This window comes from Paraburkholderia sp. RL17-373-BIF-A (assembly GCF_046030175.1).
In the GTDB taxonomy this organism is placed as follows: Bacteria; Pseudomonadota; Gammaproteobacteria; order Burkholderiales; family Burkholderiaceae; genus Paraburkholderia.
Window position 1 is genome coordinate 73606 of record NZ_JARESO010000018.1, and the last position, 25238, is coordinate 98843.

The following is a 25238-nucleotide window of genomic DNA, read 5'->3' on the forward strand; positions in this document are numbered from 1 at the left end:
GTGCGACGCGTGGCGACTGCGCTGACGCGTCGCGCGCATGGCTCAGCGAATCAGACTTGTGTCGGGCAGACGCCTGGCGATCTCCGCGATCAGAGCGCCCGCGAGCGTCTGCTTGTCGGCGCGTGGCAGCTTGGTCGCGCCGCCTGCTTCGAACAGGATCACTTCGTTATCGTCGAGGCCGAAAGTCAGTGGGCCGAGATTGCCGATCAGAAGCGGCACATTTTTGCGCACGCGCTTTTCTTCGCCATGCACTTCCAGATCGCCGCTTTCCGCGGCGAAGCCGACCGCGAACGGCGGATGCGGCAGTTTCGCCACCGAGGCCAGAATGTCCGGATTTTCGACGAAGGTGAAGCTCGGCAGCGCGTGCTCGGCGGTCTTCTTGATCTTGTGCTCGCTGGCGTGATCGACGCGCCAGTCGGCCACCGCGGCCACGCCGATGAAAATGTCGGCGTCCGCGACCGAGCGCATCACCGCGTCATGCATTTGCTGCGCGGTTTGCACGTCCTGGCGGAATACGCCCCACGGCGTCTCCAGTGCGACGGGGCCGGCGATCAGGTGGACTTCGGCGCCGGCCTGTTGCGCGGCGCGCGCCAGCGCGAATCCCATCTTGCCGCTGGAGCGATTGGTGATGCCGCGTACCGGATCGAGCGGCTCGAACGTCGGCCCGGCGGTCAGCAGCAAGCGCTTGCCGGCGAGGATTTTCGGCGAGAAGAACGAGGCGATGGCTTCGTAAGTGGCCGCGGCTTCGAGCATGCGGCCGTCGCCGACTTCGCCGCACGCTTGCGGACCCGAATCGGGTCCGAGCACTTCGATGCCGTCCGCGCGCAATTGCGCGACGTTGCGCTGCGTCGCCGGGTTCTGCCACATCTGCCGGTTCATGGCCGGCACGACCAGTAGCGGACAATCGCGGGCGACACACAGCGTCGACAGCAGGTCGTCGGCCATGCCGTGGGCGAGTTTGGCGAGGAAATCGGTGGAGGCGGGCGCGATCACGATCGCATCCGCTTCACGCGACAGGTCGATGTGCGCCATGTTGTTCGGCACGCGCCCGTCCCACTGGCTCGTGTAGACCGGACGGCCCGAGAGCGCCTGCATGGTGACGGGGGTGATGAATTGCGTGGCCGCTTCGGTCATGACGACCTGCACGGTCGCGCCGGCCTTGGTCAGCAGACGCGTGAGTTCGGCGATCTTGTAGCAGGCAATGCCGCCCGTCATGCCGAGGACGAGGTGTTTTCCTGCGAGTTCTGCGGTTGCCAACGAAAGCCTCCGACTAAGCGTGGTGGCGGGCAGCGAGGCGTTGCGTCCCCGCCGCCATGTCTTTCAAAGCGTACTGGTGCGCAAACGCCAGCGCGCGCTGTCAGCGCGCGCCGCGCACGCGCCGCAGTTCGTCGAGCACGAGCAGCACCGCGCCGATCGTGATCGCGCTGTCGGCGAGATTGAACGCCGGCCAGTGCCACGTGCGTACGTGGAAATCGAGGAAGTCGATCACGTGGCCATACGCGAGCCGGTCGATCACGTTGCCGAGCGCGCCACCGAGAATCAGCGCGAGCGCCGTGCAGAACATTTTCTGCCCGCCGTGGCGCCTGAGCAGGTAGCAGATCACCAGCGCGGCCACCACGCCGAGCGCGGTGAACGCCCAGCGTTGCCAGCCGCCCGCCATCGCGAGAAAACTGAATGCCGCGCCGCGGTTGTACACGAGGATCAGGTTGAAAAACGACGTGACCTCATGCGCGACACCGTAGGCGAACACTTTCTGGACCGCGATTTTCGTCAACTGATCGAACAGGATGACGATCAACGCGACGCCGAGCCAGGGCGCCAGCGAACCGTTTGCAACAGATGTTTTCGGCGCGGTTTTCGACATGGTTCTCGCCATTATGCCGCGCTCCTGATTTCACCGTTGCCGAACAGATTGCTGAAGCAGCGGCCGCACAGCGTGGGGTGTTCGGCATTCGCGCCGACGTCCGCGCGGTAGTGCCAGCAGCGTTCGCACTTCAGATACTTCGAGGCGATGACTTCGACGCCTTCTTCCGCTTCGCTGTCGACCTTCACGACGCTCGCCGCCGACGTGATCAGCACGAACTTCAGATCGTCGCCGAGGCTCGTGAGCGCGTCGTAGCGCGCGCCGCTCGCACGGATTTCGACTTCCGCCTGCAAGGACGAGCCGATCAGGTTCGCCACGCGCGCTTCTTCCAGCGCCTTGGTCACGTCGCTGCGCGCGGCGCGCAGGAGCGTCCATTTGTCGAGCAGGGCGCCGGCTTCGGGCACGGTCGGGAATGCGTGATACGTCTCAGTGAAGATCGTCTCGCTGTTCGGTTGGAAGATCTTCCACGCTTCTTCGGCGGTGAACGACAGGAACGGCGCCATCAGACGCAGCAGGCCGTGCGCGATGTGATACAGCGCGGTCTGCGCCGAACGGCGAGCGACGGAGTCCGCGGCGGTCGTGTACAGGCGGTCTTTCAGCACGTCCAGATAGAAGCCGCCGAGGTCTTCCGAGCAGAACGTCTGCAGCTTGGCGACCACCGGGTGGAATTCGTACTTGTCGTAGTGCGAGAGGATGTCGTTTTGCAGATTCGCCGACAGCGCCACCGCATAGCGGTCGATCTCGAGCCAGTCTTCGACCGGACGCGCGTGCTGCGCGAAGTCGAAGTCCGACAGGTTCGCGAGCAGGAAGCGCAGCGTGTTGCGGATACGGCGATAGCCTTCCGTCACGCGCTTCAGGATTTCTTCCGAGATCGCCAGCTCGCCCGAATAGTCGGTCGACGCGATCCACAGGCGGATGATTTCCGCGCCGAGGCGGTTCGCCACTTCGTGCGGATCGATACCGTTGCCGAGCGACTTGCTCATCTTGCGGCCTTCGCCGTCCACGGTGAAGCCGTGCGTGAGCAGCGCGTTATACGGCGGACGGCCGTCGAGCATCGAAGCGGTCAGCAGCGACGAGTGGAACCAGCCGCGGTGCTGGTCCGAGCCTTCCAGATACAGGTCGGCCGGGAATTGCAGTTCGTCTTTGTGCGAGCCGCGCAGCACGTGCCAGTGCGTGGTGCCCGAGTCGAACCACACGTCCAGCGTGTCGCGGTTCTTTTCGTACATGTTGGCGTCGTCGCCGATCAGCTCGCGCGGGTCGAGGGTTTGCCAGGCTTCGATGCCGGCCTTCTCGACGCGTTGCGCGACTTCTTCGAGCAACTCCAGCGTACGCGGATGCAGTTCGCCGGTTTCCTTGTGCACGAAGAACGCCATCGGCACGCCCCATTGGCGTTGACGCGACAGCGTCCAGTCCGGCCGGTTGGCGATCATGCTGAACAGGCGCTGCTTGCCCCACGCCGGATAGAAGGCGGTGTTTTCGATGCCTTCGAGCGCGGTCTCGCGCAGCGTCTTGTCGGTGTCGTTCGGCTGCACGTCCATGCCGGCGAACCATTGCGACGTCGCGCGGTAGATGATCGGTGTCTTGTGGCGCCAGCAGTGCATGTAGCTGTGCGTGTACTTCTCGGTGCGCATCAGCGAGCCGGCGCCTTGCAGCGCTTCGACGATCTGCGGGTTGGCCGCCCAGATCGACAGGCCGCCGAACAGCGCGAGCGATTCGATATAACGGCCGTCGCCCATCACCGGATTGATGATGTCCGAGTCCGCCATGCCGTGCGCCTTGCACGACACGAAGTCTTCCACGCCGTACGCCGGCGACGAGTGCACGATACCCGTACCCGTTTCGGTCGTCACATAGTCGCCGAGATACACCGGCGCCGTGCGCTTGTAACCAGGATGCGCGGACGCGAGCGGGTGGTTGAAGCGCAGGTTGACCAGCTTTGCACCCGGCGTGGTGGCGACGATCGTGCCTTCCAGGCCGTACAGCTTCAGGCAGGCTTCAACGCGCTCTTCGGCGAGGATCAGCAGGCCGCGCGGCGTGTCGACCAGCGCGTAGACGATTTCCGGATGCAGGTTCAGCGCCTGGTTGGCGGGGATGGTCCACGGCGTGGTGGTCCAGATTACGATGCCGCCTTCGTTGCGCGGCAGCGCATTCAAACCGAACGCTTGCGCGGTCTTTTCCGGTTCGGCGAAGCTGAACAGTACGTCGATGGTCGGATCGGTCTTGTCCTTGTATTCGACTTCCGCTTCGGCCAACGCCGAGCCGCAGTCGAAACACCAGTTCACCGGTTTCAGGCCGCGGAACACGTAGCCTTTTTCCATGATCTTCGCGAGCGCGCGGATTTCGCCGGCTTCGTTCGTGAAGTTCATGGTCTTGTACGGGTTGTCCCAGTCGCCGAGCACGCCCAGCCGGCGGAAGCCGACCTTCTGCTTCTCGATCTGCTCGGTTGCGTAGGCACGCGCCTTCTGCATGACTTCGGCGGCCGGCAGCGACTTGCCGAACTGCTTTTCGATCTGGATTTCGATCGGCATGCCGTGGCAATCCCAGCCCGGCACGTAGACCGCGTCGAAGCCCGCCAGATTGCGCGCCTTGACGATCATGTCCTTCAGGATCTTGTTCACCGCGTGGCCGAGGTGGATGTCACCGTTCGCATACGGCGGGCCGTCGTGCAGGATGAACTTCTTGCGGCCCTTGGAGGCGGCGCGGATCTTCTCGTAGACCTTGCGTTCCTGCCATTCCTTGACCCATTGCGGCTCGCGCTTGGGCAGGTCGCCGCGCATCGGGAACGGCGTGTCGAGCAGGTTGACCGGGTAGCGTGACTGCGGTTTCGAATCGGCTTTCTTGTTGCTCATGATGAGGTCGCGGTGAATTCTTTCTATGCGCAGCAGGGCGCGGAATGCGCACGATGCGCGAGGGCGTTGGGCGCGCCCGGCAGGCATGTCGCGTGATCCACGGACGCCTTTCGATGCGCGCGGCGAGGGTCCACACACGCGGCGCTTGAGCGCCTGCACGGACCACGGCGGTTATCTAATTCGATCAGTGGCCGAGGTGGAGAAGCCGGTGGAGCGGCTGCCCGGCGTGTCGGCGCCGACGGCCGCGAACCACGCGCGCGCGTTGACGACGTCGCGCTTGATGGCGGCGGTTAGCGTTTCGAGGTCGACGTACTTTTCCTCGTCGCGCAGCTTCTTCAGGAATTCGACGCGCACGAGTTTGCCATACGCGTCGCCGTGCCAGTCAAGCAGGTGAACTTCAAGCAGCACGCGGCCGGAATCATCCACCGTGGGGCGCAGGCCGAGGCTCGCGACGCCCGGCAGCGGTTCGTCCGCCACGCCGTGAACGCGCACCACGAAAATGCCCGCGAGCGCCGGACGTTTGTGGGCGATCGGCAGATTGAGCGTGGGAAAGCCGAGATCGCGACCGAGCTTCATGCCGTGCACGACATGGCCGCTGATCAGATAGTCGCGGCCCAGCGCGGCGCGCGCCGAGTCGAGGTCGCCCGCCACCAGCGCGGCGCGCACGCCCGAACTGGAAATGCGCGCGCCCGACGGATCGGCCACGGTAGCCATCTGCTCGACCTCGAAACCGTATTGCTGCCCCGCGGCCTTGAGCGACCCGAAGTCGCCCGCGCGCTTCGCGCCGTAGCGGAAGTCGTCGCCGATCATGACCCAGCGCGCGTGCAGCCCGTTGACGATGATCCGTTCGACGAACGTGTCCGGCGACTGGCTCGCGAACGTGTGGTTGAAGTGCTCGACCACCACCCGGTCGACGCCGTTGGTGCGCAGCGCCTCGAGCTTGTCGCGCAGCATGGCGATACGCGGCGGCGCGCCCGCCGGGTTGAAGAACTCGCGCGGGTGCGGCTCGAAGGTCATCACGCAGACGGGCAGGCCACGCGCATCGGCGGCGGCGCGCACATGGGCGAGCAAAGCCTGATGGCCGCGGTGGACACCGTCGAAGTTGCCGATGGTCAGTGCGCAGGGCGCACGGCTTTCAGCGTTGGGAAGACCGCGGAAGACTCTCACGATAGCGGGTTTGAGGTGGAGCGGGCGGAGTGCCGCAAAACAAACGATTATAAACGTTCAGCGCAGTGGACGGCGGCGCGTCGCGGTTTCGGTGTTCCCGAATGATAAAATCCGCGGATGAAAAAACTCGTCATCCTGATTTCCGGACGGGGAAGCAACATGGAAGCCATCGTTCGAGCCTGCTCGGACGAGGCCTGGCCGGCGCAAGTCGCCGCCGTGATTGCCAACCGTCCTGATGCCGCGGGCCTTGCGTTCGCGGCGTCGCACGGTATTGCCACGGCGGTGGTCGACCACCGCCAGTTTCCGGAGCGCGACAGCTTCGACGCCGCGCTCGCCAAAGAAATCGATAGTTTTGCCCCCGACCTGGTGGTGCTCGCTGGATTCATGCGGGTGCTGACAGCCGGTTTCGTCGATCATTACGCCGGTCGCATGCTGAACGTGCATCCGTCGCTGCTGCCGAGCTTTCCGGGACTGAAAACCCATCAGCAGGCGCTCGACGCGGGCGTGCGGCTGCACGGCGCGTCCGTGCATTTTGTCACGTCGCAACTCGATCACGGGCCGATCGTCGCGCAGTCGGCGGTTCCCGTGGAAACAGGCGACACCCCAGCCATGCTCGCTGAACGCGTGCTGGCAACCGAACACATCATTTATCCACGCGCGGTGCGCTGGTTCGTCGAAGGGCGTCTTGCTCTGGATGGCCTGCGTGTCACGCTTACGCCGCCGGAGCCGCAATGGCTCTTTGCCGGTCACACCGCCGGAGAGGGCGCATGAGATTGCATGGTTTTTTGATTGGACAAACTGAGACTTTGTTGGCTGAAGTCCTAAGACTCAACGGCCCGGCCGACGCTACCACGAGCCGTTTCTTCCGCGCGCATCCGAAGCTCGGGCACGGCGAACGCGGCGTGATCGCCGAGGCCGTTTTCGCGGTGCTGCGTCGCCGGATGGAATTCGCCCATCTGGCCGAAGGCGGTGCCGGCAGCCCGGCGCGCCGCATGGCGCTGCTCGGTCTGATGCAGACGGCGGGGCGTAACGCGCTCAAGCCGTTCGTGTCGGAACAGGAGTTGAGCTGGCTCGAACACGTGTCGAAGATCGACCCGGAAAGCCTGCCGCTGCGGATTCGCCTGAATCTGCCCGACTGGATATACCAGGCGCTCAGCAAGCGCTTCGAGCCCGACGAACTGGCGCAACTGGCCGCCGCGCTGAACTACCCGGCGCCGCTGGATCTGCGCGCGAACCCGATCAAAGCGAGCCGCGACGACGTGTTGAACGCGCTGTCGAAGGCCGGCATCGAGGGCGGCGCCACGCCGTTCGCGCCGTTCGGCGTGCGCGTGGTCGGCAAGCCGCCGCTTACCAAGCTCGACGCGTTCCAGCACGGCTGGCTCGAAGTGCAGGACGAAGGCAGCCAGCTGTTGTGCTCGCTGGTCGCGCCCAAACGCGGCGAAATGATCGTCGACTTCTGCGCGGGCGCGGGCGGCAAGACGTTGGCGCTGGGCGCGGCAATGCGTTCCACCGGCCGGCTCTATGCGTTCGACATCTCCGAGCGGCGCCTCGCCAAGCTCAAGCCGCGCCTTGCGCGCAGCGGTTTGTCGAACGTGAATCCGGTACTGATCGACAGTGAACACGACGCCAAGATCAAGCGGCTCGCGGGCAAGATCGACCGCGTGCTGGTCGACGCACCGTGCAGCGGCTTGGGCACGCTGCGCCGCAACCCGGACCTGAAGTGGCGCCAGTCGCCGGAATCGGTGGCCGAACTGGCGCCGAAGCAGGCGTCGATTCTGGCCAGCGCCGCGCGTCTGGTGAAGAAGGGCGGCCGCCTCGTCTACGCCACCTGCTCGATTCTGGAGGCCGAAAACGAAGCGGTGGTGCAGCAGTTCCTCGCCGACCATCCGGATTTCGCGCTGGTGCCCGCGCGCGACGTGCTGGCCGAGCAGCGCATCGATCTGGAAATGGGCGATTACCTTTCGCTGTGGCCGCACCGCCACGCAACCGACGGCTTCTTCGCCGCCGTGCTGGAACGCCAGAGCTAAGCGCAACAGGCTTTTGCCGGCGCGTGCGAGTTCGATTCCTGAACCCGGCCGTGCGCCGGCGATTTCGGCGACATCATGCAAAACCGTCTTTTTCCTCATATGTTCAGCGACCTCGCACGCGACTTCGGCCAGCCCGTGATGCTGTGGCAGGTCGGCGTGCTGGTCGCGACGCTCGCGATCGCGTGGCTGCTCGCGCGCGTGTTGCGCCGTGCGCTGGATCTGCGCCGCCAGACGCGTTACCAGACGCTGCGCTTCGGCGCGGAAAGCCTGAATCGCGCGTTCTTCCCGTTGATCGGCGCGGCCCTCGTGTGGCTTGCGCGGTCGATCACCGGCCAGTTCATGCACACCGCGCTGCTCGATCTGGCGCTGGTGCCGCTCTTCGGCATCGGCTTGATCTACATCGTGTTTTTCTTCGCGCGACGGGTGTTCAGCCACGACGGGGAGACGCACCCGTTGCTGTTCCTCGTCGAGCGGATCGTCTCGACGGTGGTCTGGATCGGCATGGTGCTCACGGTGATGGGCATCCAGGACGACGTGATCACGTGGATGGCCGGGGTCCATTTCAGCGTCGCCAACGCGCATCTGACGCTGCTCTCGCTCATCTCGGGCCTGCTGTGGGTGTGCGTGACGATGATCGTCGCGATGTGGCTCGGCTCCACCTTCGAAGACCGCCTAATGCGCTCGAAGACGCTCGATGCCAACCTGAAGGTGGTGGTGGCGAGGGTCGGCCGGGCCGCGTTCGTGCTGGCGGCGGTGCTGATCAGCCTGTCGCTGGTCGGCATCGATATCACGGTGCTGGGCGTGTTCGGCGGTGCGCTAGGCGTCGGTCTCGGCTTCGGCCTGCAGAAGATCGCCAGCAATTACGTGTCGGGCTTCATCATCCTGATCGACCGCTCGCTGCGCATTGGCGACACGATCAACGTGGGCGGCCTGCAGGGCATGGTCACGCAGATTCGCACGCGCTACACCGTGGTGCGCGGGCTGGACGGCATCGAAACGCTGATTCCGAACGAGAAACTGATCACGGACGTGGTGCAAAACCAGTCGTCGTACCTGACGCGCGGCCATGCAAAGGCGGCCGTGCAGGTCGCGTACACGTCCGACGTCGAGCAGGCCATGGCGCTGCTTGCGCAGGCCGCTCAGAACGTACCGCGCGTGCTGCAGGAGCCGGCGCCGACAGCTTATCTGGCGGGTTTCGGCTCAGACGGCATCAACCTCGAACTAGGTTTCTGGATCGAGGATGCGGCCACCGGAACCTCGGGCGTGCGCTCGGCCGTCAACCGCAATATCTGGCGTCTGTTCTCCGAGCACGACATCTCGATTCCCCTCGCGCAACGCGAAGTGCGAATCGTCGGCAACATGAGCGACGCCATGCCGCAGCCGGTAACAATGACCGCGCCGGCAGTCAATCCGTCCGACAGCGCGCGCTGACGGGCACTTTGAGCGCGCCAAGGCGTCTTAGAAAGGCCTTCGGCGCGTTCATTCTGTTGATGCCGCACAAAAAATCCCTATTTGTTACAAACACTTGGAACGGTTCAAGTAGAATGTCGTCCAATCCCGCTGTATGCTTTCACTTTCTTGACACGCGCATTTTGCGTGTGTCTGGTGTCTCTCGTTCCACAGGTAAATTGCCTTGTTGAATTCTTTGCTCGATTTCCTTGCCCACGGTCTGTTGCACTTCTCGTGGTGGCAACTTGTGCTGTACACGGCGATCGCGACGCACATCACGATCATCGGCGTGACGGTCTATCTGCATCGCTGCCAGGCGCACCGCGCGCTGGAGTTGCATCCGATCGTCAGTCATTTTTTCCGCTTCTGGCTGTGGATGACCACGGGCATGTTGACCGGCCAGTGGGCCGCGATTCACCGTAAGCACCACGCCAAGTGCGAGACTGAAGAAGATCCGCACAGCCCGCAAACGCGCGGCATCTGGAAGGTGCTGCTCGAAGGCGCGGAACTCTATCGCGTTGAAGCGAAAAACGAAGAAACGATGCGCAAGTTCAGTCACGGCACGCCGAACGACTGGATGGAGCGCAACGTCTACACCAAGTACCCGATCCTCGGCGTGAGCCTGATGATGGTGTTGAACGTCGCGCTGTTCGGCGTCGTCGGTCTGACGATCTGGGCTGTGCAGATGGTGTGGATCCCTTTCTGGGCCGCCGGCGTGGTCAACGGCCTCGCGCACTTCTGGGGCTACCGCAACTTCAATTCGTCGGATGCCAGCACCAACATCTTCCCGTGGGGCATCATCATCGGCGGCGAAGAGCTGCACAACAATCACCACACGTATGCGACGTCGGCCAAGCTGTCGAACAAGTGGTACGAGTTCGACATCGGCTGGATGTACATCCGCATCATGTCGGCATTCCGTCTGGCCAAGGTGAAGAAGGTGGCGCCCACGCCGCGTCTGACCACTGGCAAGATGGTGCTCGATCAGGACACGCTGCAAGCCGTGCTGGCCAACCGCTACGAAGTGATGGCGCGTTACGGCAAGGCGCTCAAGCGCGCGTATCGTCAGGAACTGGCGCATTTGAAGGAAGTCGGCGCGCGCGAGAAGTATCAGGTCATGCGCGGCGCGCGTAGCTGGTTCCACAAGGAAGAAGCGGGTCTCGACGAGCCGCAGAAACGCCAGCTGCCGCAAATCTTCGCGAACAGCCAGAAGCTCAAGACCTATATCGACATGCGCAATGAGCTCGCCGCCATGTGGGAGCGCTCCAATGCATCGCGCGACCAGTTGCTGATCCAGTTGCAGGACTGGTGTCATCGCGCTGAGCAGAGCGGTATTAAAGCGCTGCAAGAGTTTGCGATGCGACTGCGTCGTTATGCCTGATAGCGAAATCCATTAAAATCTCAGTACGTCACAAAACCCCGCGTTGGCGGGGTTTTGCTTTTTGGGCCGCGGAAACTTCAATGACACGCGATTGACAGTCCGCGGCGGCAGAGCGAAGGCAGAGGAGATCATGGATCAGCAGGCGATCAGGGCCGTGGAATACGACCGGCCGCAGGCGCAGGGCACAACCTGCGGGATCGGGCAGGCGTGGGCGAAGGTGCCCGACGTGCCGTCGGCGGAGGAGAAGGTGGCGCTGAAGGCACGTATCCGCGCATTGCTCGAGCGCGAGAAAGCAGTGCTCGTCGCGCACTATTATGTCGATGCGGAATTGCAGGAGCTGGCCGACGAGACCGGCGGCTGCGTGGCCGACTCGCTGGAGATGGCGCGCTTCGGGCGCGATCACGCGGCGCAGACGCTGGTTGTCGCGGGTGTGCGCTTCATGGGCGAGACCGCGAAAATTCTGAGTCCGGACAAGCGCATTCTGATGCCGGATCTCGACGCGACCTGTTCGCTTGATCTCGGCTGTCCGGTCGATGAATTCTCGGCTTTCTGCGACGCGCATCCGGATCGCACGGTGGTCGTGTATGCGAACACGAGCGCGGCGGTGAAGGCGCGCGCGGACTGGATGGTGACGTCGTCGATAGGCCTTGAGATCGTTGCCGATCTGCATGCGCGCGGCGAAAAGATCATTTGGGCGCCGGACCGGCACCTCGGCAGCTATATCCAGAACAAGACCGGCGCGGACATGCTGCTGTGGCAGGGTTCATGTCTGGTGCACGACGAGTTCAAAGGTATCGAACTCGATCTGCTGCGTGCCGAATATCCGGGCGCGAAAGTGTTGGTGCATCCGGAGTCGCCAGCCAACGTGGTCGCGCAAGCGGACGTGGTCGGATCGACCACGCAATTGATCGACGCGGCGCAAAAACTCGACGCGACGCATTTCATCGTGGCGACCGATCTCGGCATTTTGCACAAGATGCAACTCGCCGCACCCGGCAAGACCTTGATTGCCGCGCCGACGGCCGGCAACAGCGCGACTTGCAAGAGCTGCGCGCATTGTCCGTGGATGGCGATGAACGGCCTCGCGAATCTTGCCGAAGTGCTCGCGCGCGGCCACAACGAAATTTTCGTCGATCGCGCGATCGGCGAGCGGGCGCGTCTGCCGATCGACCGCATGCTGGACTTCGCGGCGCGCCACAAGAAGCGGGTGCAAGCGAGTGGCGATCTCGCGCACGACGCGCAACTGTATTCGAATGTGGGGGCGGCTTGATGGGCGCGGTAGAAAGCAACAAGCTCGAAGCGGTGTCGCCGCTGTTCGCTGAAATTCACGCGCAATACGGTGAGGCATTCGACGCCGCCTTGGCGCGCAATGTGACCGAGGCACTGGCCGAAGACGTCGGCCCGGGCGACCAGACAGGCCGCCTCGTTCCTGCAGACGACGTTCGCGAGGCACGCATCATCGTGCGCGAAGATGCCGTGCTGTGCGGCGTGCCGTGGTTTGAAGCAGTGATGTGCCAGGTCGATCCGCGTATCGAAGTCCAGTGGCGCTATCGCGAAGGCGAGCTGATGACGGCCGACACAACGGTTTGCGAAATGCGCGGGCCCGTTCGCGCGTTGTTGACCGCGGAGCGTAATGCGCTGAACTTCCTGCAATTGCTGTCGGGCGTGGCGAGTGCGACGCGCCGTTATGTCGATGCGGTCGCACATACGCGCACGCGCATTCTCGACACGCGCAAGACCTTGCCGGGCTTGCGGCTCGCGCAGAAGTACGCAGTGCGCGTCGGCGGTGGGGCGAATCAACGGCTCGCGCTGTACGACGGCATCCTCATCAAGGAAAACCACATTGCCGCGGCCGGCGGCGTGGGCGCGGCGATGGACGTGGCATTGGCGTTGAATGCAGGCGTCTCGATCCAGATCGAAGTCGAGACGCTCGAGCAGTTGGAGACCGCGCTGGCGCACCGCGCGCAATCCATTCTGCTGGACAATTTTTCATTCGATGCCATGCGCGAAGCGGTGCGCATCACAGCGGGGCGCGCGGTGCTGGAGGTATCGGGCGGCGTGAACTTCGATACGGTGCGTACGATCGCGGAAACCGGTGTCGATCGCGTGTCGATCGGCGCGCTGACCAAGGACGTACGCGCAACGGATTACTCGATGCGGATCGTCTGACGCTCAAGTCCGCAATCACTTGCATTCAATCGGAGAAAAGGCCGTCGCCGGTTCATTTCGGCGATGGCCTTTTTGTTTCAGGTGGTCTCGATCACACGTTGCGGTTGCGCACATGCTCCGGTGAGAGCACCGTCGGCAGCGCCTTGGGTAAGGTCGCCGGCCAGTCACGGCTAAAGTGCAGGCCGCGGCTTTCACGCCGCGAACGCGCGCCTTCGACGATCAACGATGCCACGTCCACCAGATTGCGCAATTCGAGCAGGTCGCGGCTCACCTTGAAGTTCGCGTAGTACTCGTGGATTTCGTCGCGCAGCAGGGCGAGCCGGTGCTTCGCTCGCGCGAGCCGTTTGTCGGTCCGTACGATACCGACGTAATTCCACATCAGCCGGCGCAGTTCGTCCCAGTTGTGGGCAACCACGACCTCCTCATCCGGATCGGACACGCGGCTTTCGTCCCAATCGGGCAGCGGTGCGTGGACGGCAGCGCTAAATCCTTCTTCCTCGATAGCCTGCGCGGCGGAGCGTCCGATCACGAGGCACTCGAGCAGGGAATTGCTAGCAAGCCGGTTCGCGCCGTGCAGACCCGTGCATGACGTCTCGCCCACCGCATAGAGGCCGGCCAGATCCGTGCGGCCCGCCAGATCGGTTACGACGCCGCCACACGTGTAGTGCGCGGCCGGCACGACCGGAATCGCTTGCTTGGTGATGTCGATGCCGAATTCCTGGCAGCGCGCCAGAATCGTCGGGAAGTGTTCACGCAGGAATTCAGGCGGCTGATGGCTGATGTCGAGATACACACAATCGATGCCACGCTTCTTGATTTCGAAGTCGATCGCACGCGCGACGATGTCGCGCGGCGCGAGTTCGGCGCGTTCGTCGTGATTCGGCATGAAGCGGGTGCCGTCCGGCAGTTTGAGAATGCCACCTTCGCCGCGCACCGCTTCCGAAATCAGAAAGGACTTCGCGTACGGATGGAACAGGCAGGTTGGATGGAACTGGATGAACTCCATATTCGACACGCGGCAGCCGGCCCGCCACGCCATCGCGATGCCGTCGCCCGTCGCAGTGTCGGGATTCGTGGTGTAGAGGTAGACCTTGCCCGCGCCCCCAGTGGCGAGCACGGTGTGGGGCGCCTCGATCGTGACGGTGCGCCCGCTTTGCAGATCAAGCGCGTAAAGGCCGTGACAACGACGTCCTGGCAAGCCGAGGCGGTCGGACGTGATCAGATCGATGGCGTAGTGATCTTCGAGCAGCGTGATGTTCGGGTGACGGCGCACCCGCTCGCTGAGCGTGGCCACCACGGCATGGCCCGTTGCATCGGCAGCGTGAATGATCCGGCGATGGCTATGACCGCCTTCGCGCGTCAGATGGAAACCGAGCTCGGCGGCGTCGTCCTTGGTGAACGGCACGCCTTGCTCGATCAACCATTCGATCGCCGCACGCCCGTGTTCGACGATAAAGCGCGTTGCCGCTTCGTCGCACAGCCCGCCGCCGGCGATCAGCGTATCGCGCACGTGATTTTCGATGCTGTCCGCCGAATCCAGAACCGCGGCGATGCCGCCTTGCGCCCAGTCGCTCGCGCCTTCGGTCATCGATCGCTTGGCGACCACTGCCACCCGCCGGGTCTCCGCCAGATTGAGCGCGACGCTCAAACCAGCCAGACCGCTACCGACAATCGCCACATCGAATTCCATTGCCTACATCTCCGTCTTTTCGTTTTGCGGTGACGGCGTGCCATTTGCTCGCCGCTAAAACGAGAAAGGATACGCGCCGCGACGGATGAGGGAAAGCTGGCCGAACGACATAAGACTGTTCGCGTCGGCGAATAAACAGAAGTAGAAACTCAAAAGCAGAAACATGCGAACGCTGAAAACAAAAAAGCCTCGCACGAATGCGAGGCTTTTTTGCATGTCTTTTGCCTTCGTCAGGCAGGAGCCAAGATTTATTTAATCTTGGTTTCCTTGTACTCAACGTGCTTACGGACGACCGGATCAAACTTCTTGATCAGCATCTTTTCCGGCATGTTGCGTTTGTTCTTGGTCGTCGTGTAGAAGTGACCCGTGCCTGCGGTCGATTCCAACTTGATCTTGTCGCGTGCGCCTTTCGCCATGATTTACTCCTTAGGCTTCACCGCGTGCGCGCAGATCTGCGAGCACAGCGTCGATACCGTTCTTGTCGATCAGGCGCAGGCCGGCGTTCGAAACGCGCAGACGCACCCAACGGTTTTCGCTTTCCACCCAAATGCGGCGGTTTTGCAGGTTCGGCAGGAACCGGCGCTTGGTTTTGTTGTTCGCGTGGGAAACGTTGTTGCCGCTCATCGGCGCTTTCCCAGTTACTTGGCATACGCGTGCCATGAGAGCACTCCTAATACGCTAATTCTGAGTTCGAACGCCGTGAAAGTTTCCCGAAAAGAGCCGCGCTGAAATTCAGGCACGTTTCCTTTCCGGAACGCCTTGGTGGCTTCGGAACAGGGGGTTGGAAATAGGCAAACCGGAATTATAGCGGAAAAAAAGCCGAAAATCAAACCTTATTTGCGATGCCGGACACGACGCAACGTCTGCGCGACCCTGGTTCATGCCGTCTCACGGCCAGCCGGCGCGGGCGAAGGAGTAGACGCTGTCCGTGCCGATCACCAGGTGATCGACCAGTTGCACGTCGATCAGTGTGAGGGCGTCGCGCAGCGTGTGCGTCAGACGGCAGTCGCTCGCGCTCGGCTGGACGGCGCCGGAAGGGTGATTATGCGCGACGATCAGGCTGGCTGCATTCAGGCTCAGCGCGCGCCGCACGATCTCGCGCGGATACACGGCCATCCGCGTGAGCGTGCCCTGTGCGCTTTCTTCGCAGCGTATCAGCCGATGCCGGGCGTCGAGGAAAAGCGACACGAAAACTTCCTGCGGACGGCCGCCGATCCGCAGGCGCAGGTAGTTTTCCACGGCTTCGGGTGAATTCATCAGCGAGCGCGAGCGCATTTTTTCGACCAGCGAGCGCCGCGCCATTTCCATGATGGCCAGCAGCTGCGCCTTTTTCGCCGGGCCGATGCCGCGCAGGCCGTCGAAATCCGTGTAGGTCGCGTCGAGCATCGCGCGCAGCGAGCCGAAACGGTCGAGCAACGCGCGCGCGACACTGAAGACGTCGTGGCCGGGCAGGCCGGAGCCGAGTATCAGCACGATCATCTCGGTATCCGAAAGCACGCCGGGCCCCTGTTCGAGCAGCCGCTCGCGCGGCATGTCGTTTTTTAGCCATTTACCCCGCAGGAGCGGCGGGGACGCGGGCTCGCCGCAAGCCGCTACGTTGGGCGCCGACGGCTCGGGGGCGGCCGTTTCAGGGGTTGCCTCGTCAAATAGGGTGGCGTGATCTGCCATATATAGAGTGTCCTCCGCTTCGGGTTGGGGGCGCCACGGACGCAAGCCGCCGCCCGCTATGTGGCTTACAATAGACGCTTTGCGCACGGCACCCCGACGGTTTGCCACACGCGTCGACTGCGCCAGCGGCGCACGCGTGCAGCGCGCTTCGACTGAGCGAGCATTGCATGAGCATCATCGACATTTCCGAAGTGAAACCCGGTTCACACGTGACGCTTCACTACCGGCTTTCCCTTGCCGATGGCGCCGAAGTCATCAATACGTTTAACGACAAACCCGCCACGCTGCTACTCGGCGCCGGCCAACTGGCGCCGCCGCTGGAAGATATTTTGCTAGGTTTGAAGGTGGGCCACCATTCGACCTTTCAGCTAGCGCCAGGGCAGGCGTTCGGTCCCCGCAATCCGGAATTGATCCAGCGCGTGTCGTTGGCCACGCTGCGGGAAAACAGCATGATCGGCGAGGATTTTTCGCCGGGCGACCTGGTCGAATTCAACGCGCCAGGTGGCGGCCGCTACGCCGGCGTCCTGAAAGAAGTCGGCGAAACGTCGGCCCTGTTCGATTTCAACCACCCGCTTGCCGGCCAGGCGCTGGCGTTTGAAGTGAAAATCATCGGGATTCTGTAAACATGAGCATCACGGATACGACTCTTGCTGAAACCGAGATCCTGCTGGCGCAGCCGCGCGGGTTCTGCGCCGGCGTCGACCGGGCGATCGAGATCGTCGAGCGGGCTATCAAGCTGCACGGCTCGCCGATCTACGTGCGTCACGAAATCGTCCATAACGCCTACGTTGTCGAGGATCTGCGCAAGAAGGGCGCGATCTTCATCGAGCGGCTGGAAGAAGTGCCGCCCGGCAATACGGTGATTTTCAGCGCGCACGGTGTGTCCAAGGCCGTGCGTTTGGAAGCCGAGTCGCGCGGGCTGCGCGTGTACGACGCCACCTGTCCGCTCGTCACCAAGGTGCATATCGAAGTCGCGAAGATGCGCCAGGACGGCTTCGACATCGTCATGATCGGCCACAAAGGCCATCCTGAAGTCGAAGGCACGATGGGCCAGGCGGGTGAGGGCATGCATCTGGTGGAGGACATCGAAGACGTGCAGGCCTTGCAACTGGCCGACCCCGAGCGGATCGCCTTCGTCACGCAAACCACACTGTCGGTCGACGACGCCGCCGAGATCATCGGCGCCCTGAAGGCCAAATACCCGTCCATCCGCGAGCCGAAGAAGCAGGACATCTGCTACGCGACGCAAAACCGCCAGGACGCGGTGAAATTCATGGCACCGCAGTGCGATGTCGTGATCGTGGTCGGCAGCCCGAATAGTTCAAACTCCAACCGGCTTCGCGAGTTGGCGGAAAAGCTCGGTGTGCCGGCCTATATGGTGGACTCGCCCGACCAGATCGATCCGGTCTGGGTCGAGGGCAAACGCCGCATCGGCGTGACGGCCGGCGCCTCGGCGCCGGAGGTGCTGGCGCAGGCGGTGATCGCCCGGCTGCGTGAGCTTGGCGTGCGCAACGTGCGCGCGCTGGACGGCATCGAGGAAAACATCGCGTTTCCGTTGCCGCGCGGGCTGGGTTTGCCGGCCTGACGATCCGCCGACTGCTGAAAGAAAAGCGCGCCCGAGGGCGCGCTTTTTTTATCTCCAAGTTTACACAAGCTCGCACCAAATAAAGTGCCAGATCATAGAAAAGTGCTGAATTTGGTGTCCTCTCGCACAAATTTCTTTGAAATGTGATCCGGTTTTTTATAGATTTATAAGCGATGCGTCCCCGTTTTATAAGACCTAAACGGGCTGCGCGGTTTTTTGACGCACTAAGATAGTGCGTGCGTCTCGATATTGCTGGAAACGTAATACTTAACGCCAAGCGCGGTGCAATCGGGCGTCGGGGGTATTCGCCGCAACACTTGATGCCATTGGGTGCAGCGCTGGTGCAACTGATGCACGAAAAATAATCGCAACCGGGTTGCGCCTATTAGCGGATTTCGCTCTCAAAATAAGGTTGCAATGCAGGAAAACCCTGCCGGTTCAACAATATTGCCCGTCGCAAAATTGGAGTTACAATGCGCGCGTTCTCAAGGCCTTAGGGCCCCGAACAATAGTTTTTGGAAGGCGCAGGAGACCTACTTAATGCGAGTCAAATTTGCTTACGCCGTGTCCATCGCGGCCGCGGTTGCGATGTTGACCGCGTGCGGCAAGAAACAGGATGGCGAGGCGGGAGCGGGGGAGTCGGCGGCTACGGCCGCGGCGGCACCGGCGAGCGAAGCGACTATCGTCAAGATCGGTCATGCGGCCCCATTGACGGGCCCCATTGCTCACCTCGGTAAAGACAATGAAAACGGCGCGCGTTTGGCGGTTGATGAAATCAACACACAGGGTTTGACCATCGACGGCCACAAGATCCAGTTGGAGCTCGACGCACAAGACGACGCCGCGGACCCGAAAACGGGAACGGCGGTCGCTGAAAAATTCGTCGACGATCACGTCGTCGCCGTGGTCGGCCACTTGAATTCGGGCGTCTCGATTTCTGCGTCGAAGATCTATAGCGATGCCGGCATCGTGCAAATCTCGCCGTCGTCGACGAACCCGGGTTACACGCAACAAGGTTTCAAGACGACTTATCGTGTGGTCGCGACCGATGCCCAGCAAGGGCCGGCGCTTGCCAACTACGCAACGAAGGTGCTTAACGCGAAACGCATCGCGATCGTCGACGACTCGAGCGTCTACGGCAAGGGATTGGCCGACGAGTTTGCGAAAGCAGCCCAGGCGAGCGGGGCAAAGATCGTCTCGCGTGAATCCACGAATGACAGGGCTACGGAGTTTCAGGCCGTCCTTAAAAAGATCAAGCGTGTTCAGCCGGACGTGATCATGTTCGGCGGCATGGACGCGACGGGCGGCCCGTTCACCAAACAGGCGGCGGCGCTCGGTATCAGGGCAAAAATCCTTGGCGGCGACGGTGTGTGTACCGACAAGGTGGGTGAGCTGGCGGGAACCGCCGTGCAAAACCTGGTCTGTTCGGAGGCAGGACTTGCGCTTTCGAAAATGGACAAGGGAGCGGACTTCGAGAAGAAGTACGTGGACCGCTTCCACACACCGGTGCAGATTTACGCACCGTTCACGTATGACGCTGTGTACGTGATTGTCGATGCAATGAAGCGCGCTAATTCGATCGAGGCGCCCAAGGTGCTGGCTGCGATGCCGTCGACTGATTACAACGGGGTAATCGGTCACATCGCGTTCGACGACAAGGGTGATTTGAAAGAGGGCGCCATTACGCTTTACGACTTCAAGGACGGCAAAAAAGCAGTTCTCGACGTCGTGAAGATGTGATGACGGGACGTTCAGCCTGACGGCACCGAAACCACCCAACGGTGCCGTTTTTGCATCCGCCCAAGGCAAGCCCGCGACTGTCATCCAGTCGCCAAGGCGAACCGGCAGCGGATAACCCTTACCGGTCTTTTACATCAGTACCCGCAGTGCCGTTGAGATTGGCGTACCGCATCACCGCCCACCGGCTGATGAAGAACGCGAATCCAGTCGCACGGGCTAAGGAGCATTAAATGGATATTTTCATCCAGCAGGTCCTCAACGGGCTGGTGCTTGGCAGCGTTTACGCCATCATCGCACTGGGCTATACGATGGTTTACGGCATCTTGGGCATCATCAACTTCGCTCACGGCGATGTGTTGATGGTGGGCGCGATGGTTGCGCTCTCAGCCATAGGCGTGCTTCAGAACCACTTCCCCGGCCTCGGCAATGTGCCGACGCTCATCATCGCGCTGATCATCGCGGCCATTGTGTGCGCGGCAGTCGGCTACACGATCGAGCGCGTGGCCTACCGGCCGTTGCGTAAAGCGCCGCGTCTCGCACCGCTGATCACCGCGATCGGCGTGTCGATCCTGCTGCAGACGCTGGCCATGATGATCTGGTCGCGCAACCCGCTGCCGTTCCCGCAGCTGTTGCCCACCGACCCGCTCAACGTGATCAAGGCCACCGACACGACGCCTGGCGCCGTGATCTCGATGACTGAAATCGTGATCATCGTGGTGGCGTTCCTCGTGATGGGCGGCTTGCTGCTGCTGGTGCACAAGACCAAGCTCGGTCGCGCCATGCGGGCGATCGCCGAGAACCCGGGCAATGCCTCGCTGATGGGCGTGAACCCGAACTTCGTGATCTCGGCCACCTTCATGATCGGCTCGGCGCTCGCCGCTCTGGCCGGCGTGATGATCGCGTCGGAATACGGCAACGCACACTTCTATATGGGCTTCATCCCCGGCCTGAAGGCCTTTACCGCGGCGGTGCTGGGCGGTATCGGCAATCTCGGCGGCGCGATGGTGGGTGGCGTGATTCTCGGCCTGATCGAACAGTTGGGCGCCGGCTATATCGGCAACCTCACCGGCGGTGTGTTCGGCAGTAACTATCAGGACGTGTTCGCCTTCATCGTGCTGATCATCGTGCTGGTGTTCCGTCCGTCGGGCCTGCTTGGCGAACGTGTTGCGGATCGCGCCTGATCCCGGGAGAAAACAGACATGACCTCAATTCAACCGATCGAGCCGTCCACGACGCTCATCCCTGAAAAGAACCTGACGAAGACGCTGACCGTCGGCATCATCACCGCGATCTTCGTGATCGCGGCGCCGATGATCATCGGCACGGCCGGCGGCAACTACTGGGTCCGCGTGCTCGACTTCGCGATGCTGTACGTGATGCTCGCGCTCGGCCTCAATGTGGTGGTCGGCTTCGCCGGCCTGCTGGATTTGGGCTACATCGCGTTCTACGCGGTCGGCGCCTACACGGCCGCGCTGCTGAGCTCGCCGCACCTGGTGTCGCAATTCGAGTGGATCGCGCATCTCGCGCCGAATGGCCTGCACGTGCCGTTCCTCATCATCGTGCCCTGCGCGATGGCTGTCGCCGCGTTCTTCGGCGTGATTCTCGGTGCGCCGACGCTGCGTCTGCGCGGCGATTACCTCGCCATCGTGACGTTGGGCTTCGGGGAAATCGTGCGGATCTTCCTGAACAACCTCGACCGCCCGGTGAATATCACCAACGGCCCGAAGGGGATCACGGGGATCGACCCGGTGCACGTGGGCGATTTCAGCCTCGCGCAAACGCACTCGCTGTTCGGCTTCCAGTTCCCGTCGGTGTACTCGTACTACTACCTGTTCGTGCTGGCCGCGCTGCTGGTGATCTGGGTGTGTACGCGTTTGCAGCACTCGCGTATCGGCCGTGCCTGGGCCGCGATCCGTGAAGACGAAATCGCCGCCAAGGCGATGGGCATCAACACCCGTAACGTGAAGCTGCTGGCGTTCGCGATGGGTGCGTCGTTCGGCGGCCTGTCGGGCGCGATGTTCGGCTCGTTCCAGGGCTTCGTGTCGCCGGAATCGTTCACGCTGCCGGAGTCGATCGTCGTGCTGGCGTGCGTGGTGCTGGGCGGCATGGGCCACATTCCGGGCGTGATTCTCGGCGCGGTGCTGCTCGCGGTGCTGCCGGAATTCCTGCGCTCGACGATGGGTCCGCTGCAGAACATGATCTTCGGCCATGAAATCGTCGATACGGAAGTGATCCGTCAGCTGGTCTACGCACTCGCGATGGTGCTGATCATGCTGTACCGCTCGGAAGGCTTGTGGCCGTCGCCCAAGCACGAAGACAAGATCGCGAAACTGTCGAAGCGTAGCGGCAAGAAGCCGATACGGGCTTAACGGACCGGAGAGAAAAACATGAGCGACAACATTCGACTGTCCGTGAAAGGCGTCAACAAGCGCTTCGGCGGTTTGCAGGCATTGTCCGACGTCGGACTGGAGATCAAGGAAGGCACGATCTACGGTCTGATCGGCCCGAACGGCGCCGGCAAGACGACGTTCTTCAACGTGATCACGGGGTTGTACACGCCGGATTCGGGCGACTTCAAGCTCGACGGCGTGAACTATACGCCGACCGCGGTGTATCAGGTGGCGAAGGCCGGCATCGCGCGCACGTTCCAGAACATCCGTCTGTTCGGCGGCATGACCGCGCTAGAAAACGTGATGGTTGGACGTCACGTGCGCACGAAACACGGCCTGATCGGCGCGGTGTTCCAGACGCCGGCCGAGCGCAAGGAAGAGCGCGAGATCAAGGAACGCGCGATTGAACTGCTGGAGTACGTCGGCATTGCGCAGTACGCGGACTACACGTCGCGCAACCTGTCGTACGGCCACCAGCGCCGGCTGGAGATTGCCCGCGCACTGGCGACCGATCCGAAGCTGCTCGCGCTGGACGAACCGGCCGCCGGCATGAACGCGACGGAGAAGGTCGAGCTGACCAAGCTGCTCGACAAGATCCGCGCGGACGGCAAGACGATCCTGCTGATCGAACACGACGTGAAACTCGTGATGGGTCTGTGCAACCAGATGACGGTGCTCGACTACGGCAAGGTGATCGCGCAGGGTCTGCCGCACGACGTGCAGAAGGATCCGAAGGTGATCGAAGCTTATCTGGGTGCGGGGGTCCACTAATGGCAACGGCAATGTTGAAAATCAAGGGCCTGCAGGTCAATTACGGCGGCATCCAGGCAGTCAAGGGGATCGACCTCGAGGTCGCCCAGGGCGAGCTGGTCACGCTGATCGGTGCGAACGGCGCGGGCAAGACCACGACGATGAAGGCGATCACGGGTCTGAAACCGTACACGATCGGCGACATCGAGTACATGGGCGAGTCGATCAAGGGCGTGCCGCCGCATCTGCTGCTCAAGCGGGGTCTCGCGATGGTGCCGGAAGGCCGCGGTATTTTCGCGCGCATGTCGATCGTCGAGAACATGCAGATGGGTGCTTATCTGCGTACGGACACGGACGGCATCAAGGCGGACGTCGATCGCATGTTCGGCTTCTTCCCGCGTCTGAAGGAACGCGCGGCGCAATACGCGGGCACGCTTTCGGGCGGCGAGCAGCAGATGCTGGCGATGGCGCGCGCGATCATCTCGCGTCCCAAGCTGTTGCTGCTGGATGAGCCGTCGATGGGCCTGTCGCCGATCATGGTCGAGAAGATCTTCGAAGTGGTGCGGGCGATCTCGGCGGAAGGCATGACGGTGCTGCTGGTCGAGCAGAACGCGCGTCTGGCGTTGCAGGCGGCGAATCGCGGCTACGTGATGGACTCGGGTCTGGTGACGATGTCGGGGGACGCGAAGCAGATGCTGGATGATCCGAAGGTGCGGGCGGCTTATCTGGGTGAATAAGCCCCGTTAGTTTGCTCTGCCTATGAAAAAAGGCCGCATGCGTGAACTACGCATGCGGCCTTTCTCTATTCTGCGGGGCTTTATACTTTATACGGCAGGCACCGCGTCCGCGAATTCACCCAGGCGCTTGCCGAGACTGACCACCGCATCGGCGCGATAACCGAGCGCCTCGTAAAACGCGCGCACATCGGCCTTCGCGGACAACACCTGCAGATTCAGCTTCGGGCAGCCACGCTCCGTCAGCGCGTTTTCGACATGCGCGACGAGGCGCGTGCCGATCCCATGACGACGCAGCGACTCATCCACCGCGAGCGAATACAGCCAGCCGCGGTGACCGTCGTAGCCGCCCATCACCGTGCCGACGATTCGCTCGCCGAGCACCGCGACAAAGAACAGTTCCGGTTGCGTCGCCAGCTTGTTGGCGATCGACAGATGCGGATTGCGCTGCGGCCTCGTGACGTCCCGATACTCCGGGAAGGCCTCCTGCCACAGTGCGACCACGGCATCGGTGTCGCTCGCTTCGAAGCGGCGGATCGATAACGATGCGCTCGATGTCATACGCGCGGTCCCGTTCGATTACAGCGTGTCGAGAATCGAACGCAGCATCGCCATCATCTGGTCGATTTCTTCGTTCGTCACGTTCAGCGCCGGCATGAAGCGCAGCAGGTTCGGACGCGCCGCGTTCAGCAGCAGGCCGTCGGGTTGCATGTCGCGCGCCTTTTCGACGATCTGGTTGCCGATGTCCTTGCCGAGCAGCAGTGCGCGCAGCAGGCCTTCACCGCGCTCGCCCAGGAAGCCGCGTTCTTCCGACAACTCCAGCAGCTTCGAGCGCAGATACTCGCCGCGCGCCCGCACGCCTTCGAGGAAGCCCGGCGCCGTGAGTTGCGAGATCACCGAGTAGCCTACCGCGGTCATCAGCGGATTGCCGTTGTAGGTGCCGCCCTGATCGCCCGCTTCGAACACGGCGATGTCCGCTTTCGCGAGCAGCGCCGCGAGTGGCACGCCGCCGCCGATGCCCTTGCCGAGCGTCATGATGTCCGGCTCGATGCCCGACAACTCGTACGCGAACAGCGTGCCGGCGCGGCCGCAGCCGCTTTGCACTTCGTCGACGATCAGCAGCAGGTTGTGCTTTTTGGTCAGCTCGCGCAATTGCTGCATGAACTCGCGCGTGGCGGGAATCACGCCGCCTTCGCCCTGAATCGGTTCGAGCATCACGGCAACGGTCTTCGCGGTGATGAGCTTCTCCACCGATGCAATGTCGTTCAGATCCGCCTTCGGGAAGCCCGGCACTTGCGGTGCGTAGATCGTGTCCCAGCCCGGCTTGCCGCTCGCCGACATGGTGGCGAGTGTGCGGCCGTGGAAGCTGTGATCGAACGTGATGATCTCGAACGCGCCGTCCTTGAACTTCTTGCCCCACTTGCGCGCGAGCTTGATCGCGCCTTCGTTGGCTTCGGCGCCGCTGTTTGCGAAGAACACCTTGTCGAAGCAGCTGTGTTGCGTGAGCAGGCCGGCGAGTTGCGCCATCGGCTCGTTGTAGAAGGCCGGCGACGGATTGAGCAGCAGCTTGGCCTGCTTGTTCAGCGCTTCGATCATGCCGTCGTTGCAATGGCCGAGACTGTTGACCGCCCAGCCCTGGATGAAATCCAGATAGCGCTTGCCGTTATTGTCGTAGAGCCACGAGCCTTTGCCGTGCGTGAAAACGATTTCGGGCCGGTTCGTGATGTACATCAGCGACTCGATCGGATATTCATTGAAATTCATGACGGCAGGCT

Annotated in this window: 23 protein-coding genes; 13 read left to right on the forward strand and 10 right to left on the reverse strand. The window is 62.5% G+C overall.

Translation table 11 applies throughout. The features are described 5' to 3' along the window. Positions 1–42 precede the first annotated feature (42 nt). The 4 genes from coaBC to P0D80_RS22580 form a co-directional block, all read right to left on the reverse strand. Positions 43–1257 (reverse strand): bifunctional phosphopantothenoylcysteine decarboxylase/phosphopantothenate--cysteine ligase CoaBC, encoded by a 1215-nt coding sequence (gene coaBC / locus P0D80_RS22565; RefSeq protein ID WP_408286806.1) that lies wholly within the window; start codon positions 1255–1257, stop codon positions 43–45. Between the two features lie 100 nt (positions 1258–1357). After that, on the reverse strand, positions 1358–1876 hold the full coding sequence (lspA, locus tag P0D80_RS22570; protein ID WP_408286807.1) for a signal peptidase II: 519 nt from the start codon (positions 1874–1876) through the stop codon (positions 1358–1360). Beyond that, positions 1876–4713 (reverse strand): isoleucine--tRNA ligase, encoded by a 2838-nt coding sequence (ileS, locus tag P0D80_RS22575; protein WP_408286809.1) that lies wholly within the window; start codon positions 4711–4713, stop codon positions 1876–1878. Before ileS ends, lspA begins: the two co-directional genes overlap by 1 nt. A gap of 171 nt (positions 4714–4884) precedes the next feature. Beyond that, the gene (locus P0D80_RS22580; RefSeq protein WP_408179796.1) at positions 4885–5880 is read right to left on the reverse strand and encodes a bifunctional riboflavin kinase/FAD synthetase; all 996 of its coding nucleotides are present in this window, start codon (positions 5878–5880) and stop codon (positions 4885–4887) included. 117 nt (positions 5881–5997) lie between these two features. Here P0D80_RS22580 and purN point away from each other — a divergent pair, with 117 nt between their 5' ends. The 6 genes from purN (at position 5998) to nadC (ending at position 12906) form a co-directional block, all read left to right on the forward strand. Continuing rightward, positions 5998–6651, forward strand: a complete 654-nt coding sequence (gene purN / locus P0D80_RS22585) for a phosphoribosylglycinamide formyltransferase (protein WP_408286811.1) — start codon at positions 5998–6000, stop codon at positions 6649–6651. Beyond that, positions 6648–7907, forward strand: coding sequence for an RsmB/NOP family class I SAM-dependent RNA methyltransferase (locus tag P0D80_RS22590; RefSeq protein WP_408286813.1), 1260 nt, complete (start codon positions 6648–6650; stop codon positions 7905–7907). The genes purN and P0D80_RS22590 overlap by 4 nt, the downstream gene beginning before the upstream one ends. Positions 7908–7982: 75 nt before the next feature. After that, entirely contained in the window at positions 7983–9338 is a 1356-nt protein-coding gene (locus P0D80_RS22595; RefSeq protein WP_408286815.1) for a mechanosensitive ion channel family protein, read from the forward strand. A gap of 202 nt (positions 9339–9540) precedes the next feature. Next, positions 9541–10737, forward strand: coding sequence for a DesA family fatty acid desaturase (locus tag P0D80_RS22600; protein WP_132373390.1), 1197 nt, complete (start codon positions 9541–9543; stop codon positions 10735–10737). A 130-nt stretch (positions 10738–10867) separates the two neighbouring features. Beyond that, a complete protein-coding gene (nadA, locus tag P0D80_RS22605) occupies positions 10868–12007 on the forward strand; it encodes a quinolinate synthase NadA (RefSeq protein ID WP_408179793.1) in 1140 nt (379 codons plus the stop codon). Further along, the gene (gene nadC, locus P0D80_RS22610) at positions 12007–12906 is read left to right on the forward strand and encodes a carboxylating nicotinate-nucleotide diphosphorylase (protein WP_408286817.1); all 900 of its coding nucleotides are present in this window, start codon (positions 12007–12009) and stop codon (positions 12904–12906) included. The genes nadA and nadC overlap by 1 nt, the downstream gene beginning before the upstream one ends. 91 nt (positions 12907–12997) lie before the next feature. On the opposite strand, the gene nadB is transcribed toward nadC, so the two are convergent. The 4 genes from nadB to radC all read right to left on the reverse strand — a co-directional run bounded on the left by nadB (position 12998) and on the right by radC (position 16264). After that, positions 12998–14596 (reverse strand): L-aspartate oxidase, encoded by a 1599-nt coding sequence (nadB, locus tag P0D80_RS22615; protein ID WP_408179791.1) that lies wholly within the window; start codon positions 14594–14596, stop codon positions 12998–13000. A gap of 248 nt (positions 14597–14844) precedes the next feature. Continuing rightward, complete coding sequence (rpmG, locus tag P0D80_RS22620; RefSeq protein ID WP_007180630.1) at positions 14845–15012, reverse strand: 50S ribosomal protein L33; 168 nt, start codon at positions 15010–15012, stop codon at positions 14845–14847. Between the two features lie 10 nt (positions 15013–15022). Then, the gene (rpmB, locus tag P0D80_RS22625) at positions 15023–15256 is read right to left on the reverse strand and encodes a 50S ribosomal protein L28 (protein ID WP_007180631.1); all 234 of its coding nucleotides are present in this window, start codon (positions 15254–15256) and stop codon (positions 15023–15025) included. A 228-nt stretch (positions 15257–15484) separates the two neighbouring features. After that, positions 15485–16264, reverse strand: a complete 780-nt coding sequence (gene radC, locus P0D80_RS22630; RefSeq protein WP_408286819.1) for a RadC family protein — start codon at positions 16262–16264, stop codon at positions 15485–15487. A 167-nt stretch (positions 16265–16431) separates the two neighbouring features. On the opposite strand from radC, the gene P0D80_RS22635 reads away from it, so the two are divergent. From P0D80_RS22635 to P0D80_RS22665, 7 genes are all read left to right on the forward strand, one after another. After that, a complete protein-coding gene (locus tag P0D80_RS22635; protein WP_075302429.1) occupies positions 16432–16887 on the forward strand; it encodes an FKBP-type peptidyl-prolyl cis-trans isomerase in 456 nt (151 codons plus the stop codon). Between the two features lie 2 nt (positions 16888–16889). Beyond that, positions 16890–17849 carry a 4-hydroxy-3-methylbut-2-enyl diphosphate reductase gene (gene ispH / locus P0D80_RS22640; protein WP_408286821.1) on the forward strand — a complete coding sequence of 320 codons (960 nt, stop codon included), beginning with the start codon at positions 16890–16892 and terminating at the stop codon, positions 17847–17849. Positions 17850–18389: 540 nt separating this feature from the next. After that, a complete protein-coding gene (locus P0D80_RS22645; protein ID WP_408286898.1) occupies positions 18390–19589 on the forward strand; it encodes a branched-chain amino acid ABC transporter substrate-binding protein in 1200 nt (399 codons plus the stop codon). Positions 19590–19819: 230 nt separating this feature from the next. After that, positions 19820–20770, forward strand: a complete 951-nt coding sequence (locus P0D80_RS22650) for a branched-chain amino acid ABC transporter permease (RefSeq protein ID WP_012434109.1) — start codon at positions 19820–19822, stop codon at positions 20768–20770. 18 nt (positions 20771–20788) lie between these two features. Beyond that, the gene (locus P0D80_RS22655) at positions 20789–21958 is read left to right on the forward strand and encodes a branched-chain amino acid ABC transporter permease (RefSeq protein ID WP_408179788.1); all 1170 of its coding nucleotides are present in this window, start codon (positions 20789–20791) and stop codon (positions 21956–21958) included. A gap of 18 nt (positions 21959–21976) precedes the next feature. After that, complete coding sequence (locus P0D80_RS22660) at positions 21977–22750, forward strand: ABC transporter ATP-binding protein (protein ID WP_132373397.1); 774 nt, start codon at positions 21977–21979, stop codon at positions 22748–22750. Beyond that, positions 22750–23466, forward strand: coding sequence for an ABC transporter ATP-binding protein (locus P0D80_RS22665; protein WP_116139411.1), 717 nt, complete (start codon positions 22750–22752; stop codon positions 23464–23466). The genes P0D80_RS22660 and P0D80_RS22665 overlap by 1 nt, the downstream gene beginning before the upstream one ends. Positions 23467–23553: 87 nt before the next feature. Here the strand turns inward: P0D80_RS22665 and P0D80_RS22670 are convergent, their stop codons facing one another. Continuing rightward, positions 23554–24024, reverse strand: a complete 471-nt coding sequence (locus tag P0D80_RS22670) for a GNAT family acetyltransferase (RefSeq protein WP_132373398.1) — start codon at positions 24022–24024, stop codon at positions 23554–23556. Positions 24025–24042: 18 nt separating this feature from the next. Next, complete coding sequence (locus P0D80_RS22675; protein WP_408179787.1) at positions 24043–25227, reverse strand: acetylornithine transaminase; 1185 nt, start codon at positions 25225–25227, stop codon at positions 24043–24045. Positions 25228–25238: the final 11 nt, after the last annotated feature.